This window comes from Streptomyces yerevanensis (assembly GCF_000716805.1).
Classification (GTDB): domain Bacteria; phylum Actinomycetota; class Actinomycetes; order Streptomycetales; family Streptomycetaceae; genus Streptomyces; species Streptomyces flaveus.
Window position 1 is genome coordinate 99,091 of the sequence record NZ_JNWJ01000036.1, and the last position, 18,922, is coordinate 118,012.

The 18,922-nt window shown below is 70.9% G+C and carries 13 protein-coding genes; 8 read left to right on the forward strand and 5 right to left on the reverse strand.

Annotated elements, in window-relative coordinates:
• The first annotated feature begins 34 nt into the window (after positions 1 to 34).
• The 4 genes from OP79_RS31595 to OP79_RS52335 all read left to right on the forward strand — a co-directional run bounded on the left by OP79_RS31595 (position 35) and on the right by OP79_RS52335 (position 7,856).
• The gene (locus tag OP79_RS31595) at positions 35 to 1,567 is read left to right on the forward strand and encodes a glycosyl hydrolase family 28 protein (protein WP_033325056.1); all 1,533 of its coding nucleotides are present in this window, start codon (positions 35 to 37) and stop codon (positions 1,565 to 1,567) included.
• Complete coding sequence (locus OP79_RS31600; RefSeq protein WP_033325057.1) at positions 1,564 to 4,899, forward strand: alginate lyase family protein; 3,336 nt, start codon at positions 1,564 to 1,566, stop codon at positions 4,897 to 4,899. Before OP79_RS31595 ends, OP79_RS31600 begins: the two co-directional genes overlap by 4 nt.
• 28 nt (positions 4,900 to 4,927) lie before the next feature.
• The gene (locus OP79_RS31605; RefSeq protein WP_033325058.1) at positions 4,928 to 6,169 is read left to right on the forward strand and encodes an alginate lyase family protein; all 1,242 of its coding nucleotides are present in this window, start codon (positions 4,928 to 4,930) and stop codon (positions 6,167 to 6,169) included.
• A gap of 94 nt (positions 6,170 to 6,263) precedes the next feature.
• Complete coding sequence (locus OP79_RS52335; protein WP_078492128.1) at positions 6,264 to 7,856, forward strand: carboxylesterase/lipase family protein; 1,593 nt, start codon at positions 6,264 to 6,266, stop codon at positions 7,854 to 7,856.
• On the opposite strand, the gene OP79_RS31610 is transcribed toward OP79_RS52335, so the two are convergent.
• Both OP79_RS31610 and OP79_RS31615 read right to left on the reverse strand, forming a co-directional pair.
• A complete protein-coding gene (locus OP79_RS31610) occupies positions 7,738 to 9,612 on the reverse strand; it encodes a glycoside hydrolase family 127 protein (protein WP_033325059.1) in 1,875 nt (624 codons plus the stop codon). The two genes, OP79_RS52335 and OP79_RS31610, sit on opposite strands and share 119 nt — an antisense overlap.
• Positions 9,609 to 10,730: a LacI family DNA-binding transcriptional regulator gene (locus OP79_RS31615; protein ID WP_033325060.1), complete on the reverse strand. Its 1,122-nt coding sequence runs from the start codon at positions 10,728 to 10,730 to the stop codon at positions 9,609 to 9,611. Before OP79_RS31615 ends, OP79_RS31610 begins: the two co-directional genes overlap by 4 nt.
• 282 nt (positions 10,731 to 11,012) lie before the next feature.
• Between OP79_RS31615 and OP79_RS31620 the strand changes: the two genes are divergently transcribed.
• The 4 genes from OP79_RS31620 to OP79_RS31635 all read left to right on the forward strand — a co-directional run bounded on the left by OP79_RS31620 (position 11,013) and on the right by OP79_RS31635 (position 15,710).
• Entirely contained in the window at positions 11,013 to 12,113 is a 1,101-nt protein-coding gene (locus OP79_RS31620) for a maleylacetate reductase (RefSeq protein WP_245685515.1), read from the forward strand.
• Positions 12,114 to 12,239: 126 nt separating this feature from the next.
• Entirely contained in the window at positions 12,240 to 14,153 is a 1,914-nt protein-coding gene (locus OP79_RS31625; protein WP_033325061.1) for a serine/threonine-protein kinase, read from the forward strand.
• 85 nt (positions 14,154 to 14,238) lie between these two features.
• Positions 14,239 to 15,192 carry a serine/threonine-protein kinase gene (locus tag OP79_RS31630; protein ID WP_051745062.1) on the forward strand — a complete coding sequence of 318 codons (954 nt, stop codon included), beginning with the start codon at positions 14,239 to 14,241 and terminating at the stop codon, positions 15,190 to 15,192.
• 191 nt (positions 15,193 to 15,383) lie between these two features.
• Entirely contained in the window at positions 15,384 to 15,710 is a 327-nt protein-coding gene (locus OP79_RS31635) for an STAS domain-containing protein (RefSeq protein WP_033325062.1), read from the forward strand.
• Between the two features lie 44 nt (positions 15,711 to 15,754).
• Here the strand turns inward: OP79_RS31635 and OP79_RS31640 are convergent, their stop codons facing one another.
• The 3 genes from OP79_RS31640 to OP79_RS31650 are packed head-to-tail and all read right to left on the reverse strand — an operon-like array spanning position 15,755 to position 18,756.
• Positions 15,755 to 16,612, reverse strand: coding sequence for an ABC transporter ATP-binding protein (locus OP79_RS31640; RefSeq protein WP_051745063.1), 858 nt, complete (start codon positions 16,610 to 16,612; stop codon positions 15,755 to 15,757).
• A 3-nt stretch (positions 16,613 to 16,615) separates the two neighbouring features.
• Positions 16,616 to 17,692, reverse strand: a complete 1,077-nt coding sequence (locus OP79_RS31645) for a FecCD family ABC transporter permease (protein WP_033325093.1) — start codon at positions 17,690 to 17,692, stop codon at positions 16,616 to 16,618.
• Between the two features lie 38 nt (positions 17,693 to 17,730).
• On the reverse strand, positions 17,731 to 18,756 hold the full coding sequence (locus OP79_RS31650; protein WP_033325063.1) for a FecCD family ABC transporter permease: 1,026 nt from the start codon (positions 18,754 to 18,756) through the stop codon (positions 17,731 to 17,733).
• Between the last annotated feature and the right edge of the window lie 166 nt (positions 18,757 to 18,922).

The window sequence follows — 18,922 nt, forward strand, 5'->3', positions numbered from 1 at the left end:
TCCCTCTTACCGAACCTTTTGCAAGGAGTTACGCATGAACGCGCCCCTGTCACGCCGGACCACCCTCCAAGCCGCCGGTGTCATCGCTGCCGCCGGCCTGGCCGGCAGCATCGCGGGAACCGCACAGGCCGCCGCGGCGGAGGAGCCCGGCACCACCGGCGACAGCGTGGTCATCCACCCCGCGCTGCCGAAGGTGCCTGTCAACAACTCCTTCACCGTCAAGGTCCGGCCGCTGGGCGGCACCTGGCAGAAGCTCGGCGTCTACCTTGCCAAGCTCGCACTGATCGACGCGAACACCGGCAGCAACAGAGCCCAGAGTTCCTCCTGGGCCGCCTTCGACTTCTCCGGCACCGTCGAGGTCGAGGTCACGTACAACCCGGGCGGCGGCGAGAAGGTCCGCATCCGCCCGGACTCGTACGGCATCAAGCCCGAGGTGCTCGGCAGCACCGCGCGCTTCACCCTGGACCGGCCCCGCAACCTCGTCGTCCAGATCGACGACAAGATCTTCGACTGCCTGCACCTGTTCGCGAACCCGATCGAGCAGGACGTGCCCACCGAGGGCGACAAGAAGGTCATGTACTTCGGGCCCGGTCTGCACACCCACCCCGACCGGACGCTGAAGGTGCCCGACGGCACGACCGTCTACCTGGCCGCCGGCGCCGTCCTCACCTCGGCCGTGATCTTCGAGAACGTGGAGAACGCCCGACTGATCGGCCGCGGCGTGATCTACGACACGCCCGGCGGCGCGGTCTTCGTCCGCAAGTGCGAGAACGTCACGATCGACGGCGTCACGATCCTCAACCCCCGGTACGAGAACATCAGGGTCGCCGAGTCCAACAACCTCACCATCAAGAACCTGCGCGCCTTCAGCCACCAGGGCTGGGGTGACGGCATCCAGCTCTACTGCTCCGAGAACGTCACGATCGACGGCTGCTTCCTGCGCACCTCCGACGACTGCGTCGCCCTCTACACCCACCGCTGGGACTTCTACGGCGACACCCGCAACATCACCGTCAAGAACTGCTCCCTCTGGGCCGACGTCGCCCACCCGATCAACATCGGCGTGCACGGCAACTCCGACACCCCCGAGGTGCTGGAGAACCTGCGCTACAAGAACATCGACATCCTCGACCACCGCGAGCCGCAGGTGACCTACCAGGGCGCCATCGCCTTCATGGTCGGCGACAGCAACATCGTCCGGGACGTCAGGTTCGACGACATCCGCGTGGAGGACTTCCGCTGGGGCCAGCTCATCCACATGCGGGTCGAGTACAACCCGAAGTACAACACCTCGGCAGGCAGCGGCATCGAGTCCGTCTACATCAAGGACCTCAGCTACAACGGCAAGAACGCCGACCTCTCGATCATCGCCGGCCTCGACGCGGAGCACGCGATCAAGGACGTCACCTTCGAGAACCTCCGCGTCAACGGCAGGGTGATCGCCGACAGCACGGGCAAGCCGAGGTGGTATCTGGCCGCGGACGGCGTGCCCATGTTCGTCAACGAGCACGTGACGAACCTCAAGTTCCTCACCACCGCCGAGGCCGAGGCGGCCGCCGCGTCATGATCACATCTGCTCCGAGCCGTCGGAACTTCCTCGGCGGCACGGCGGCCCTGCTGCTGGTGGCGGGCGCGAGCGGACTGCTCGCGCCCGGCACCGCCCGGGCGGCCGGCCACCAGACGGGTCGCACACAGTTCACCCATCCCGGCCTACTGCATACAGCCGACGACATAGCGCGTATGAAGGCCGCCGTCGCCGCCAAGGAATCCCCGGTATACGACGGCTACCTCGCCCTCGCCGCCCACGCCCGCTCGCAGGCGACGTACCCGATCCAGAACACCGGCCAGATCACCTCCTGGGGCCGCGGCCCCACCAACTTCCAGAACCAGGCCGTCGCCGACTCGGCCGCCGCCTACCAGAACGCCCTGATGTGGTGCATCACCGGCAACCGCGCCCACGCCGACAAGGCCCGCGACATCCTCAACGCCTGGTCGGCCTCGCTCACCATGGTCACGGGCGCCGACGGCCCGCTCGGCGCCGGACTCCAGGCGTTCAAGTTCGTCAACGCGGCCGAGCTGCTGCGGCACAGCGGCTACGACGGATGGGCGGAGGAGGACATCGCCCGCTGCGAGCAGTCCTTCCGAGACGTCTGGTATCCGGCGGTGTCCGGATACATGCTCTACGCCAACGGCAACTGGGACCTGACGTCCATTCAGACCATCCTCGCCATCGGCGTGTTCTGCGAGGAGCCCACCCTCTTCGAGGACGCGCTCCGCTTCGCCGTGGCGGGCGCGGGCAACGGCAGCGTCCGGGGCCGCATCGTCAACGCCGGTGGCCAGGGCCAGGAGTCCGGCCGCGACCAGGGCCACGAGCAGCTCGCCGTCGGCCTGATGGGCGATGCCGCGCAGGTCGCCTGGAACCAGGGCGTCGACCTGTGGGGCTTCGACGAGAACCGCATCCTCGCCAACGCCGAGTACGCCGCCCGCTACAACCTGGGCAACGACGTCCCCTTCACCCCCGACCTCGACCGCACCGGCAAGTACATCAAGACGACCGTCTCGGACCGCGTCCGCGGCAACATCCCCCCGATCTACGAGATGTACTACGCCCACTACGCCGGCGTCCGCGGTCTCGACACCCCGTACACCAAGGCCGCCGTCTTCCGCGGCACGGGCGGCGCCCGCGTCGTCGAGGGCAGCAACGACGACCTGCCGAGCTTCGGCACCTTCGCCTACGCCGGCGCCAAGGCACCCGCACCGACCGCGCCCACGGCTCCGGCCGGCGTCACGGCGGTGGGGGAGGACAAGGCCGTCACCGTCGGCTGGCTGCCGTCCGCCTGGGCGAGCGAGTACACGGTCCAGCGGACCACCCGCCCCGAGGGCCCGTACGAGCAGATTGCCTCCGGACTCGACAAGCCGGCGTACACCGACAGCGACGCCCGCGCGGGACGGACGTACTACTACAAGATCACCGCCGTCAACTCCCAAGGAGAGAGCGGCAGTTCCGGCTGGGCATCGGCCACCGTCGGCCTTCCCGAGCCCTGGTCGACTCAGGACATCGGAAATGTGAAGCGCGCCGGCTCCGCGGTCTTCGACGGCGAGCGGTTCGTCCTGGAGGCGAGCGGCACCGCCGACACGTACCGGTTCGCACACCTGCCGCTGCGCGGCGACGGCACCATCACCGCGCGGATCGTGTGGCCGCTCAGCTCGCAGTACTCCAAGATCGGCGTCACCCTGCGCAGCTCTCCCTCGGAGGGTGACGCCCCGCACGCCTCGATGCTCATCCAGGGGCTTCCGCTGCACACCTGGAGCGGCGTGTGGACCGTACGCCCGAAGGCCGGGGCGTCCGTCTCCGCGACCGGCAGCACTCCCGTGCCGCCCACCCAGCAGCAGGCGATCACCAGCAAGGCGTCGTTCCCGATCTCCGACCTCGGGAAGCTTCCGGAGTCGGCGACACCCATCGAAGCTCCGTACGTGGAGGGCGCGGGCGACGGCTACCGGATGCGCATGCCGTACTGGGTGCGCGTCACCCGCAAGGGCCGCCGCTGCACCGGGGCCATCTCCCCGGACGGCAAAAGCTGGACCGAAGTCGGCTCCACCGACGTCGAGTTGGGGCAGACGGCGTACGCGGGCCTCGTCCTCACCTCCTGCCTCGGCGTCGACGAGGAGTACGCCGAGACCGGCACCGGCGCCTTCGACAACGTCAGCGTGACCTCCACGTACGGTGAGGTCTGGACCGTGCCGCGCCCCGCCCGCACCGCCGGCGACCTGCGGGCGACCGCGGGCGCCGACGCGGTCGAGCTGGCCTGGACCGATCCCGACCTCTCCGCCCGGTACAAGGTGCTGCGGGCGACCGACGCGGACGGCCCCTATGTGACCGTCGGGACCGACGTCGGCCCGGTCGGGTTCGGCACCCGCATCCGGTACGCGGACGCCACCGGGCGGCCCGGCACGACGTACCACTACGCCGTCGCCAAGACCAACCGCGGCGGACGCGGCCCGCTGTCCGAACCCGCCACCGCCAAGATGCCGAACCCCACGGCGCCGCAACTCACCTCCGCGACCACCGTGTTCGCGAACAAGGGCGTCGCCTTCCGGCACCTGCTGCGGGCCTCGCACGAGCCCGTACGGTTCACCGCGGCCGGCCTGCCCGACGGACTGCGCCTGGACAAGCGCACGGGCTGGGTCTCCGGAACACCCACCGAGACCGGCGAGTTCACCGTCACCACCACCGCGGGCAACGCCGCAGGTGACGCAACCGGCTCGATCAAGCTCACGGTCGGCACGCCGCCGCCCGCCCCCTGGACGTACGGCGACCTCGGTGACGTGGTCCTCGACGACCGGGAGTTCGGGACGTTCGGCGTGGTGGCTGTGCGAACCCCCGGCAGCACGGCGTACGAGGACGGGACCCTCGTCGTCCGCGGTGCCGGGACCGACCTGACCGTCAACAACCAAGGAATGACAGGGCAGTTCGTACGTCGCTCGATCACCGGCGACAGCGAGATCACCGCCCGGCTCGTCTCCCACGAAGGCGCGAGCGGCAACCGGGTCGGGCTGCTGATGGCCAAGTCGCTGTCACCGTTCGACCAGGCGGCCGGAGCGATCGTCACGGGCGGGACCGCCGCCCAGCTGATGCTCCGTACGACCGTGGCCGGACGGTCGGCGTTCACGGGCAACGGCACGGTCACCGCCCCTTGTCTGCTGCGGCTGAAGCGCGCTGGGACCGCCTTCACCGCGGCCGTCTCCACCGATGACGGCGCCACCTGGACGACTCTCGCCACAGGCGAGATCCCCGGCTTCGGTGACGCCCCCTACTACGTGGGCCTCGTGGTCTGCTCCCGCAACCCCCTGGCCCACAGCACCGCGCGATTCAGCGAGGTGAGCATCACCCCCATGTAGATCCCCCACGGGATTGGAGATGCACCACATGAGCCGCACTTCCCCCCACCAGCACCCCCACCAGCCGGAGTTGAGCCGCCGCGGTCTTCTGAAGACCGCCGGCGGTCTCACCGCCGCCCTCGCCGTCGCCGCCTCGGCCACCGCCCTCACGGGCACGGCCGAGGCGGCGCCGGCGACCTTCACCCACCCGGGCATGCTGCACGCCTACGGTGAACTCAACCGCGCCAAAGTACGGGTGAACGACGGCGCCCAGCCGTGGCTGTCCGGCTGGCAGCGCCTGACCGGCAACGGCCACTCCGCGAGCACCTGGCAGCCCAACCCGCAGGCCACGATCATCCGTGGCGGCGACGGCCAGAACTACGGGATCCTGTACAACGACATCCACGCCGCCTACCAGAACGCCCTGCGCTGGCACGTCGGCGGGACCAGGGCGAACGCCGACGCGGCCGTCAGGATCCTCAACGCCTGGTCGTCCACCCTCACCACCGTCACGGGCAACGCGGACCGCTTCCTGGCCGCCGGGATCTACGGCTACCAGTTCGCGAACGCCGCCGAACTCATGCGCGGCTACAGCGGGTTCGACCTCGAGCGGTTCAAGACGATGATGCTCGACGTCTTCTACCCGCTCAACAACCAGTTCCTGAACAACCACAACGACGCCTGCATCACCAACTACTGGGCGAACTGGGACCTGTGCAACATGAACTCGATCCTCGCGATCGGGATCCTGTGCGACGACGGCGCCAAGTACGACCAGGCCGTGAACTACTTCAAGAACGGCGCAGGCAACGGCTCCATCCGCAACGCCGTGCCGTTCCTGCACCCGGACAACCTCGCCCAGTGGCAGGAGTCGGGCCGCGACCAGGGCCACACCATGATGGGCATGGGCCAGATGGGCGCCTTCTGCGAGATGGCCTGGAACCAGGGCGAGGACCTGTACGGCTACGACAACAACAGGTTCATGAAGGCCGCCCAGTACGTCGCGAAGTACAACCTCGGCGAGAACGTCCCCTTCACGACCTACACCTGGGGCACAGGCCAGAACTGCGCCCAGCAGTCCCACACCGTGATCTCCTCCGCGAGCCGCGGCCAGGCCAGGCCCGTCTGGGACATCCTCCATTACCACTACGCACGGCGACGGGGCCTGTCCGTTCCGTACATCACGCGCATGGCCGAGAGCGTGCGGCCCGAGGGCGGGGGCGGTGACTACGGCTCCAACAGCGGCGGCTACGACCAGCTCGGCTTCGGCACCCTGATGTACGCCAAATAGCCGCCCACCAGCGACGCACGCCGGAATATCCGGAGGAGGTGTGGTGCTCTGAAGTGAACGACGGTTCACGAGCGTGCGAGGAGCTGGTGCTCGGATGACGGCAGACCGGACACAGCCAACGGTGAGGACCCCGTACGGGGCCGTGCGCGGCAGGTACGAGGACGGGATCGCCGTCTTCCGGGGTATCCCGTACGCCGCGCCGCCCTTCGGGGCCCGCCGGTTCCGGCCGCCCGTGCCGCCCACGCCCTGGGAGGGCGTGCGTGACGCGGGCGCGTTCGGGCCGACACCGCCGAAGCCGCCGTACTCGGAGGCCTTCGCCCGGCTGCTGTCCGACCCGGTCGTGCCGGGCGACGACTGCCTCAACCTCAATGTGTGGACGCCGGAGCCGGGCCGAGGGGCCCGGCTGCCGGTGCTGGTGTGGATCCACGGCGGCGCCCTGACCCGCGGCTCCTCGGCCGTGCCCGTCTACGACGGACGCGCCTTCGCCCGCGACGGCGTCGTCATGGTCTCGATCAACTACCGGCTGGGCGTGGAGGGCTACGGCCTCTTCCCGGACGCCCCGCCCAACCCGGGCCTGCGCGATCAGCTGGCCGCCCTGGAGTGGGTGCGCGAGGCGATCGCCGAGTTCGGCGGTGACCCGGACCGGGTGACCGTCTTCGGCCAGTCGGCCGGGGCGATCAGCGCCGGAGCCCTGCTCGCCGCCCCGCAGACGCAGGGCCTCTTCCGACGGGCCGTCCTGCAGAGCGCGCCGCCCGAGGCCTTCGACCGCGACAAGGTACGGCGGATGGTGCGCCGGATGGCGGCCCGGCTGAAGATCCCGGCGACGGCCGAGGCCTTCGCCGGCGTCGACCGCGAGCTGCTGCTGCGCACCCAGGCCGAGGTGGGGCGGCTGAGCACTCCGGTCCTCGGCGGGCCCTCCTTCGGCATCGTCGTCGACGACGACCTCGTCCCGCGGGATCCGATGGAAGCCCTGGTCGAAGGCGGTGCCGCGCCGGGCGTCGAGCTGCTCATGGGCTGGACCCAGGACGAGTACCGGCTGTGGCTGGTGCCGGGCGGTCTCATGGAGCGTGTCGACCGGCTCGGCCCGGTCGCCCTGGCCGGCGCCATGGCCCGCTGCCACTGCGGCCCCGAGGTCCCGCGCGGCTATCGCGCCCTGCACCCGGACGCCCGCCCCGCCGAGCTCCTCGGCCAGATGGTCACCGACCACCTGCTGCGCATCCCGCTGCACCGGCTGGCCGACGCCCGGCCCAGCTCCTCGTACGTGTACGAGTTCGCCTGGCCCTCGAACCTCCCCGATCTCGGCGCCTGCCACGCCCTGGAGCTCGGCTTCGTCTTCGACACCGGGGACGTCCCGGAGTCGGCCAAGCTCGCGGGCGAGGGAGCCCCGCAGGACCTGGCCGACGCGATGCACTCCGCGTGGGTGCGGTTCGCCGCCGAGGGCGACCCGGGCTGGCTCGCCTGGGACGCCTCGCACCCGGTGCGCGTCTTCGGCGCGGACGGGCCGCCGGTGGTGCACGGTCCGCGCGACCGCGAACTCGCCCTGTGGGACGCCGAGTCGGCGAGAGAGCTCACTCCTCGGGAATCCACACCCGCATTGCGCCCTCTTCCCGGTTCGCCCAGGCGTAGTACGGCACCGCTGTCAGCCGTACGCCGCCTCCGTCGCTCCGGCGGCGCCCGTCGGCCGTGACGACGGCGACCCCGCCAAGGAGTTCCGGTTCCTGAGCGACCGCCAGCGCGGAGCCGTACGGCAGTGTCACATCGTCGAGCCGGACTCCGGGCTGCTGGTCGACGCCCTCCAGACAGTGCACCAGCGGGCCCCGCTCCACGGCCACGCAGCCGCGGACCGCGTCGACGCGCGGGTCGGGCCGGGTCAGCCGCGCCGTCAGATCGAGGTCGAGGGTGAGCGTGTCGCCCTCGGACCAGCGGCGGTGCGTGCGCAGCCAGCCGTCGCCCGTCTCGGTCGGAGCGCTCCCATCGGGTGCCGAGGCCTTGAACTCCGTGCACCAGGAGGGGATCCGCAGCGACAGAGACCAGTCACGGTCCGCCGGAGCCTCCTCGACGGTCACGGTGATCCGGCCGTCCCAGGGGTATGCGGTCTCCACGCGGACGACGCCCTCCCCGGCGGCGTACACCCCCGTCGCGTACTGGTGCAGCTGCATGCCCTCCGCGTCGCCGCTCGCCACGTAGTGGGGGAGTGAGGCGAGCAGCCGCATCACGTTCGGCGGGCAGCAGGCGCAGTGGAACCAGGGGGTGCGGCGGGCCGTCTGGTCGCCGCTGCGGTCGGCGTGCTCCTCGCGGACCTGGAGCGGGTTGACGTACAGCCAGCTGTCGCCGTCGAGGCCGACGCCGGAGAGGAAGCCGTTGAAGAGCGTGCGCTCGACGAGGTCGGAGTACTTCGCCTCGCCCGTCAGCAGGGCCATCCGCCACGACCACTGGACGGACGAGATCGCCGCACAGGTCTCGGCGTACGCCCGGTCCGGCGGCAGCTCGAAGGGGTCGCCGAAGGCCTCGCCCTCATAGCGTGAGCCGACCCCGCCGGTCACATACGTCTTCGTCGCCACCATGGCGTCCCACAGGCGCTCCAGCGCGGCCCGCAGCTCCGTGTCGCCGGTCTCCGCCGCCAGGTCGGTGGCGCCCGCGAGGAGATACAGCTGCCGTACGGCATGGCCCTCGACCGTGTCCGCCTCGCGTACCGGAACGTGGTCCTGCCAGTAGGGCCGGCCCATGTCGCGGTCGTCGCCGCGGTCGGCGCCCGCGTTCAGCACGCCGTAGCCGCGCCGGTCCACGAAGTAGCCGGCGAGGTCCAGCCAGCGGTGCTCACCGGTCTCGCGGTACAGCTCGACCAGCGCCGTCTCGATCTCGGGGTGCCCGCACACCCCGTCGATCGCCTTCTCCTTGCCGAACGTCGCGTCGATGTGGGCCGCGAACCGCTCGGCCACATCGAGAAGTTCACGCCGGCCGGTCGCCCGGTGGTGGGCCACCGCCGCCTGGATGAGATGGCCCGCGCAGTACAACTCGTGGCCCCAGCCCAGCTCCTGCCAGCGCAGCTCGGGGTGGGCGACCTGGTAGTACGTCTGCAGATAGCCGTCCGCGTCCTGGGCGGCAGCCAGGAGGGCCGTCAACTCGCCTATGTGCGAGGCCAGTTGGGCGTCATCCGGACTGTCGGCCAGCTGCCAGGACGCCGCCTCCAGCCACTTGTGCACATCCGAGTCCTGGAACTGGAAGTCACCGGTGAAGGTGCCCTTGCCGTCGGCCGCCGCCCGCAGGTTGGCGAGGTTGCCCGCCTCCTCCAGCTTCGACGGGCCCTGCGGGATGCTCACTTCGGCGTTGGTCGCCCGTCTGGCCGCCCAGAAACCGCCGGTGATCCGGGCCGCGGTCGCCGGGTGCAATGTCGTGTGCGTACGGTCGGTGAAGCGGATCGGACCGGTGTTGTTCGTTGTCACGTCAACCCTCCAGTAGGAGCTTGTGAGGAAACCCTGGCGCTTGCGTCCGGGACTAATTGCCCAGGCACCGCCGCCACCGAATCCCGCACCACCACGTGCGTTCCCAGCAGGAGGTGCTCGTTCGGGGCGTCCGGTGTCCTGCCGAGAGCCGTACGGACGGCGAGGCGGCCGAGTTCCTCGTAGGGGACGTGGACCGTGGTCAGCGGGGGGTGCAGGTCGCGGGCGAAGGCGATGTCGTCGTAGCCGACGAGGGACACGTCGTCCGGGACGCTCAGGCCCGCCTCGTGCAGGGCGGTGAGCGCGCCCGCCGCGACCATGTCGGTGGAGGCCATCACCGCCGTGAACTCCAGTCCCTGGGCGAGAGCCTGGCGGATGCGGCGGTGGCCCGAGTCGCGGGTGAAGTCACCGGCGAGGCGCAGCTCGGGGTCCGGTTCGATGCCGCGGGCGCGATGGGCGGCCAGATAGCCGCGCTCGCGGCCCTGGGCCGTGGTGTTCTCCGGCTTGCCCCCGAGGAACAGGACACGCCGGTGCCCCTGGGTGAGGAGGTGGGCGCACAGCGCGTACGCCCCGCTCTCGTTGTCGTACTCGATCACCGTCACGGGGGTGCCCGGATCCAGCGGCGGCCGTCCGCACAGGACGAGCCGTGAGCCCGCCGACGCCAGGGAGTCGGCGATACGGGACATGCGCCCGCGGTACTCGGCGGTGTCCGCGGTGCCGCCGACCAGGATCACGGCGGCGGCACGCTGGGCCCGCATCGTCTCGATGAACTCCAGCTCCTGCTCGGTGTCGCCGTCCGTGCTGCACACCAGACACAGGTGACCCAGCCGGGTCGCCTCGCGCTCCACGCCGTGCGCCATGTGCGCGAACGACGGGCCGGTGATGTCGTCCAGCACGAAGGCGAGGGTCGGTGTGCCGACGCCCGCGATCGCCTTGGCCCGGGCGTCGGCGACGTAGTCCAGCTCACGGACCGCCCGCATCACGCGCGTACGCGTCGCCGTGCTCACCGGGTAGTCGCCGGCCAGGACGCGCGACACCGTCGAGGCGGACACCCCCGCCCGGGCCGCCACGTCCCGGATCGTGCTCCGGTTCCCGATGTCCCCGTTGCTCTTTCTCGTCATCCCCGCCCCTTCGACCGCTCAGCTCAGTCCCTCGGGAACTGCGGCAACACTCGTAGCAACCGGTTCCCAAACCGGAGGCTAGCGGTGGGGTAACCGCTTGTCACCCCAGTGGACGGGCGCAGAGCCGATACCCGCCCCTCACCTCGCACATCTTCGCGGCCGACAGCGATTATCCGCGCTCACACGCGGTATTCGCAGAAAGGAGCAGCTTCCTCGTACACACGCCGCTCACCCCGGAGCGCCCCTCATGAACGCCACGAAGCCATGAACGCCATGAACGCCATGAACAGCACGAACGCCATGAACGTCCCGGACTTCTCCTTCGAGAGCCGGCCGATACGGGTCGTGTTCCGGCCCGGCGCCGCGACGACCGCACCGGCCGACGAGGCCGGACGGCTCGGTCTGCGGCGGCTGCTGGTGGTGTGCGGCAGGCAGGGCGCACACGCCGCACGTGCGGTCGCGAACTCGCTGGGCTCCCTGTGCGCGGGGCTGCACTCCGAGGCTCGTATGCACGTCCCCGTCGAGATCGCCGACCGGACCGTCGAGGTGGCGCACGCGGCGGGCGCCGACGGCTGTGTCGCGGTCGGCGGCGGCAGCGCGATCGGCCTCGGCAAGGCGATTGCCCTGCGCATGGGCCTGCCGCTGATCGCCGTGCCCACCACCTACGCCGGCTCCGAGATGACGTCCGTCTGGGGCGTCACCGAGCACGGCGTCAAGCGCACCGGACGCAACCGGGCCGTCCTGCCCCGCAGCGTCGTCTACGACCCCGAGCTCACCCTGAGCCTGCCCCCGGCCCTCTCCGTGACCAGCGGCTTCAACGCCGTCGCCCACGCGGCCGAGGCGCTGTACGCCCCCGACACCTCGCCCCTCGTCACGCTGATGGCCGAGGAGGGCGTCCGCGCGATGACGTCCGCGCTCCCACGGGTGGCGGCCGATCCGGAAGCGATCGGGCCACGGAGCCGCGCCCTCTACGGGGCCTGGCTCTGCGGCTCCTGCCTCGGCGCGACCACCATGGGCCTGCACCACAAGCTGTGCCATGTGCTGGGCGGCGCTTTCGGTCTGCCGCACGCCGAGACACACACGGTCGTGCTCCCGCACGCCCTCGCCTACAACGCACCCGCCGTCCCCGAGGCGATCACCGCCCTCAACCGTGCCCTCGACACGGACAACGCCCCGCACGCCCTGTGGGAGCTGGCCGGACGCCTGGGCGCACCTCGCTCCCTTGCCGAACTCGGCCTGACCGACGACGATTTGACGGTGGCGTCCGGACAGACCGCGGCCGAGGCGTACCCCAATCCGCGCACAGTCACGATGGGTGGGGCTCTGGAGGTGCTGAGGGCGGCGTACCAGGGTCAGTCCCCGCGCGCCGAGGCCCTGGCCTGAGAACGGCTGGGACGGGCGTGATCGGGAGGGGTCCCGGAAGTCTCGCGTAACCATGACCCCCTGGCGGTCGGTTGAGCACGTCGTGTGGACGTCGGCTGATCACACGCGCTGTGAGGGGAGCGGTACGTGGCAGGGGAGCAGGAACGGGTCATAGCCGGGCGCTACCGGCTGCGGCAACGGCTGGGTTCCGGAGGGATGGGGAGCGTCTGGCGCGCCGAGGACCAGGAGCTTCGGGCCCAGGTGGCGGTCAAGGAGATCGAGGTCCCGGTACTGCCGGACGAGGCCTCCGGCGACCGTGCCTCCCGCGGGCGCAAGGAGGCGCTGAAGGCGGCCCAGCTGCGCGAACACCCGAATGTGATCACGGTGTACGACGTGGTCGAGCACGAGGGCCTGCCGTGGATCGTGATGGAGTACCTGCCGGGCACCATGGACCTGAGTGCCGTCGTACGGGAGCGCGGCCCGCTGCCCGCCGACGAGGTGGCCCGGATCGGGGCGGCGGCCCTCGACGGACTCGCCGCCGGGCACCGCCTCGGCATCATCCACCGGGATGTGAAGCCCTCCAACATCCTGCTCGCGCCCGACCACGCCGGCCTCGCCGACCGCCGTGTCCTGCTCACGGACTACGGCATCTCGCTCCGGCCGCGCGAGACCCGGCTGACCCGCAGCGGTGTGGTGATCGGCACCCCGGGCTACATGGCGCCGGAGCGGGTGCACGGAGGCGAGGCGACCCCTGCCTCCGACCTCTTCTCCCTCGGAGTCACCCTCTACTTCGCCGTCGAGGGCGCGGGACCCTTCGACCGGGACGCTCCCGAGGCCGCCCTGATGGCGTTGCTGGAGACCGAACCCTCCCCGCCGCAGCGGGCGGGCGAGCGGCTCAGCCGGGTGATCATGGGGCTGCTGGCGAAGAACCCGCTGGACCGTACCCAGGCAGCGGAGGCGGCGGAGCTTCTGACGGAGGCCGCAGCGGCCGGTGACGGCACGTCCGTGCCGGTGCCTGCCGCCACCCCGGAGAAGGCGGCCACCCCCGAGGAGGCCGCCGCGTCCGAAGCCGCCGTTCCTGAGGAAGCTCTCCGGTCCGACGATGGAGACGCGGCCGGGGACGGTGACCGGGACATCACCCCCACCCGCACCGGACCGGAGATGCCACCCCGTATCCGGGGATGGCGCCTACCCGCTCTGCTGGCACTCGTCGGCGTGCTCGTGGCGGCCGGCGGCTTCGGCGTGGGTGCCGCGGTGTACAGCGACGACGGACAGCGACAGCGCCCGGAGGCCAGGCAACAGCCGAAGGTGAGTGTGTCCCCGACCCCGACGCCGACCACCACCCGCAGTCCCTTCCCGTACGGAACCCAAGTGGGCCTGAAGGACGGGCTGATGCCCGGGCAGTGCGTGGACGCCGACTGGAAGGAGGGCGAGTACAAGGGGCAGCCCGAGCTGAAGCTTGTCAACTGCGAAGATGACGACCCCGAGGGCCAGGTGATCACGACCGTCGCTTCCGGCACTGGGCCAGCGTCCGGTGCCTCGTCCGAGCAGACCCAGTGCGCCGAGCGCACGGAGAAGCTGCGCAAGACCATGCCCGACCCCGTCCTGCACGTACTGCCGCCGGCCGCCGGGCAGAGTCAGCCACCGGACACGGCCTGCCTGCTCTTCCTGAAGAAGGCCACCATCGGAGGCCCCCTGGGCGAGTACCGCACGCAGGGCGAGGAGACGTCCACGACGCAGCTGGGCCCGGGCGACTGCTTCAACACCAAGGATGAGGACAACGGCTGGACCCCCTACCTGGCCAGCTGCGACGAGCCGCACCATGAACAGGCCGTCGGCTGGACGTGGTCCTCGGGCAACGACTCCTCCGAGAGCGTCGACATGGGAGCCCTGTGCGAGGAGAAGTACGGCGTCAACTGGGCCCGCGGCAAGGGCCATGCGATGGACGGCTGGTCGTCCACCGACGACGAGTGGAACGCCGGATTCCGATGGGTGCTGTGCACGGTGTACCAGGAGGACGGCAAGAAGCTTCCCGCGGGGGCACTGAAACCCGCGTACTGACCGCACCGACCAGGTAGTACCGATGGCACATTGACGATGTACTGACGCCGTACCAACGACATGCCAGCCATCCGGGGCAGCGCAGATGGACGAGACCGAGCAGGAGCACGGGGACCGCGGGGACACCAACGTGGCGCCCCCGCGCCCGTCCGCGCCCGACGCCCAGGCACGCGGTCCCTGGACACGGGTCCTCGCCGAGCGGTACGGGCTGATCAAGCCGGTCGGCACCGGGGGCATGGGACGCGTCTGGCTGGCGTACGACCTGCGGCTGCGCCGAGAGGTCGCGGTGAAGGAGGTCGTCGTACGGACGCGGGCCGTGCCGGGGGAGGAGAGTCCGGAGGTACGGACTGCCCGGGCGCTCAGTGAGGCGTGGAGTCTTGCCGCCCTGCGCGAGGCGCCGCATGTGGTGGCGGTCCATGACGTCGTCGAGGAGGACGGCTTCCCGTGGATCGTGATGGAGTTCGTCCGTGGCGCCACGACCCTGGAAGCGGTGGTCGAGGAGCGGCTGCGGGCGGGCGAAGGGCCGTTGCCGGTCGGCGAGACGGCGCGGATCGGTCTCGCCGTGCTCAAGGCGCTCGCCGCCGGGCATCACATCGGGATCGTGCACCGGGATGTGAAACCGTCCAACATCCTTCTGGCACCGGACGGTTCGGGGCACCCGCACGCGCGCGTGGTCCTCACCGACTACGGGATCGCCCACCGTATGGCGGGCACCGTGTCCCACACCGGGCCGCAGCGGGTGATCGGCACGCCCGGCTATCTCGCTCCGGAGCAGTTGTACGGGGGTTCGGCCACACCGGCGTCCGACCTGTTCGCTCTCGGTACGACCCTGTACTTCGCCGTCGAGGGCAGGGAGCCGTTCGCCGAGGGGGCGGGCGGCGGCTATCCGCCGGCTCCCGCGCCGCCGCGCCGTGCCGGGCCGCTCGGCGAGGTGCTGACACAGCTGCTGTCCGCCTCGCCCATGCACCGCCCGGAACACGGCGTGGTACTGCGCCGGCTGCGCGAGCTCACCGAGGAGACGGGCACGGCCCTTTCCTGAGGGACTCGCATGTGGAGCGCGTGGTTACGCCTGTGTGGGGCGAGGGGAGGCTTCGCGCAGCCGTGGGGCGCGTACTTCTGGCGGCCCGCGAGGCGGGGTAGCAAGGGCACGGCTGGCAAGCGGGCATACGGCGCGCACCGCGACACAAGCATCACTGGAGCACAACACCCTTGGAAATCACGGTCATTCGCATGCGCGTGCTGGCTGAGGCGCCGTTCCGCCTGTGGATGGCGGTCAGCGGCACGCTGGGCGCCACCACTGGGCGGCAGCTGAGACAGCGGCTGCACGATCAAGTCGAGGACGGGCACCGGGAGTTCTTCCTCGACCTGCAGGAACTCCGCTGTGCCGACGGGCTCTCCGAAGGCGAACCGCACGCCCTCTTCCCGAAGGATCCTGCCGCGCGCTTCCATCTCATCGGAGCCCCCGGCCACATCCGCGAGTCCGTCACCGGCGACCCGCGGTTCACCCTGTACGCCGATCCGGAATCCGCCTGGTGTCAGTGGGTCAAGGGCACCTGATCCGGCTCATACGTCCCCTTCTCACGTACTCGTACGCCCTCTTCTCACGTACGGGCCGGTTGACCCGTGTCGGCCCCGTGGTGGCGCCCCATCGGAATGACCAGGGGTGTGCCGCTGACCGGGTCCATGGTGATCTTGCAGTTCAGGTCGAAGACGTCCGCCACGGTCTCGGCGGTGATGACCTCGGCCGGCGGGCCCTCGGCGGCGATCCGCCCGGACTTCATGGCGACGACGTGGTCGGCGTAGCGGCAGGCCTGGTTGAGATCGTGCAGTACCATCACGACGGTGCGGTTCTCGCGCCGGTTGAGGTCCGTGATCAGGTCCAGTACGTCGATCTGGTGGGCCAGGTCCAGATACGTCGTCGGTTCGTCGAGGAGCAGTACGGGCGTGCCCTGCGCGACCGCCATGGCGATCCAGGCGCGCTGGCGCTGCCCGCCGGAGAGCTCGTCGACCGGACGGTCCGCGAGGTCGGTCATCGCGGTGGCGGCCAGCGCCTGGTGCACGGCCTGCTCGTCGGCCTTGGACCACTGCCGCCACCAGGTCTGGTGCGGTGAACGGCCGCGGTTGACCAGGTCGATGACGGTCAGCCCCTCGGGGGCCACCGGGCTCTGCGGCAGGATGCCGAGACGCTGGGCGAGTTCCCGGGACGGTATGGACTGCAGAGCCCGGCCGTCCAGGTGGACGGCGCCCTCACGGGGCGCGAGCAGCCGGGCCAGGGCGCGCAGCAGCGTGGACTTGCCGCAGGCGTTGGCGCCGACGATCGCGGTGATCCGGCCGGGCGGTACGGCCAGGTCGAGGCCGTCCACGACCAGCCGGTTGTCGTACGCCAGGCGCAGCCCGCTCGCCCGCAGGTCCGGGTCGGCCGCGGGTGAGGCGTCCGCCGACTTGGGATCAACCGACATGGATCAACCTCCTGAACCCGCGCGGTTCACGCGGACGAGCAACCAGAGCAGGACCGGCGCGCCGAGCACGCCGGTGACGATTCCGACCGGCAGTTCCGTGCCGGAGATGAGCGTACGGGCGATGAGATCGCTGCCGAGGACCATCAGGGCGCCGGTCAGTCCCGAGGCGACGGGGGGCGGCCAGGCGGTGCCGGCCAGCCGCTGGGCGATCTGCGGCGCGGCGAGCGCCACGAAGGCGACGGGGCCCGCGGACGCGGTGGCGAAGGCGATCAGCCCGACCCCGGTGAGCAGGATGGACAGGCGCACGAACTGCACCCGGGTACCGAGGCCGGTGGCGACGTCGTCGCCGAGCTGGAGGGTGCGCAGCAGCCGACCGAGCAGCAGCGACGCCGGCAGCAGCACCGCCAGTACGACGGCGAGCGGGGTGACCTGGTCCCACGTACGGCCGTTGAGGTTGCCCACCAGCCAGCCGAGGGCGGCTTGGGCCTCGAACCGTCCGCCCTTGGCCAGCAGGTAGTCGGTGGCGCTGGTGCAGATCCAGGCCACGCCGATGCCGATCAGGATGATCCGGTAGCCGGTGGTGCCGCGCCGCCAGGCCAGGGCGTACACGATCAGGGCGGTGGCGAGTGCGCCGACCAGTCCGAGGGCCTGGGTGCCGAGGCCGCCGTCCCAGCCCAGCACGATGCCCGCGACCACGGCGGTGCCCGCACCCTGGGTGAGGCCGATCATGTCGGGGCTGGCCAGCGGATTGCGGGTCATGGTCTGGAACAGCGCACCGGAGACGGCGAACGCGATCCCGGCCAGCAGTCCGACCAGGGAGCGTGGCAGCCGCAGTTCCTGGACGACGAGGACGGTGCCGGGGTCGCCGGTGCCGACGAGGGCGCGTACGACATCGGCGAAGGCGATCGGATAGTCGCCGATCGTCAGGCCCCAGCAGAACAGCAGGAAGGTGGCCGTGGCGAGCACCGCGCTCAGCGCCACCAGGCGGGGACGGAAGATCCCGGAGACCGGCGGGGCGGCCAGTCGGAAGGTGCGGTAGGAACGGACGCGTGCGGGGGCGGGCGAAGTGCCGGAGTCCAAGGGGGACTTGGTGAGGGTGGACTTTGAGTTGGCCACGGTCACACCTCCGCGAGCTGGCGTCGGCGGACCATGGCGATGAAGAACGGGCCGCCGATGAAGGCGACGACGATGCCCGCCTGGACCTCGGTCGGCCGTGCGACGAGGCGGCCGATGATGTCCGCGGCGAGCAGCAGGCTCGGGGCGAGGACGGCCGACAGCGGTAGCAGCCAGCGGTGGTCGGGGCCGATCCCCGCCATCTGGGCGAGGACCCGGGCGACATGGGGGACCACCAGGCCGATGAAGACGATCGGGCCGATGACCGCGACCGCGGCCCCGGTCAGCAGGGTGACCGCGGCGACGCCCTGCAGCCGGATCAGGCCGAGGTTTCGGCCGAGGGAGGCCGCCACGTCCTCGCCGAGGGCCAGGCTGTTGAGGGCCGGAGCGCAGACCAGGGCCAGAATGGTGCCGGCGGCGAGGAACGGCAGGATCCGCAGCACCGTGGCACCGTCCTGGTCGGCCATGGAGCCGGCGGTGAAGAAGCGGTAGCGGTCGAGTGCGTCCGGGTCGGTCAGGGCGATGGCGCTGGTGAGCGAGGTGAGCAGGAAGGTCACCGCGATACCGGCGAGCGCCAGCTTCACCGGCGTCTGGCCGGAGCGCCCAAGGCCGCCGAGGAGGTAGACCACGACGCTCGCCGCGAGCGCGCCCGCGAAGGCGAACCAGACGTACCCGTAGAACGAGCCGAACCCGAACACCCCGACCGCCAGCACGATGGCGAAGGTGGCGCCCGCGCTGACCCCCAGGATCCCGGGATCCGCGAGCGGATTGCGGGTCAGGGCCTGCATGAGGGCGCCCGCAAGGCCCAGGGCGGCGCCCGCCGCGAGGCCCAGCGTGGTGCGCGGTACCCGTGCCGACCAGACGATGTTGTCCACGAACCGGCTCGGGGCGTCGCCGAACAGCGTCCGGATCACCTGGTCCGGGGGAACGCTTGCGGCGCCCAGCGCGAGCGACAGCAGACAGAGCACCACCAGAACAGCGCCGAGCAGCGCCACCAGTAGTACGGGGCCAAGTCTCTTGCCCCGCTTCACCGTTCGGTCTCCACGGACCAGACTCCCTTAGGTTAGGCAGGCCTTAATCCTAGTCGTGAGCTTGGCCTCTGTGGCGATTGGGTCTTTTGGTTAGGTAATCCTTACCTTAGTATGACCTGCGGTCCTCCGGCAGAGCCGGTTCCGCACATCCGGGAGGCACGGTCAG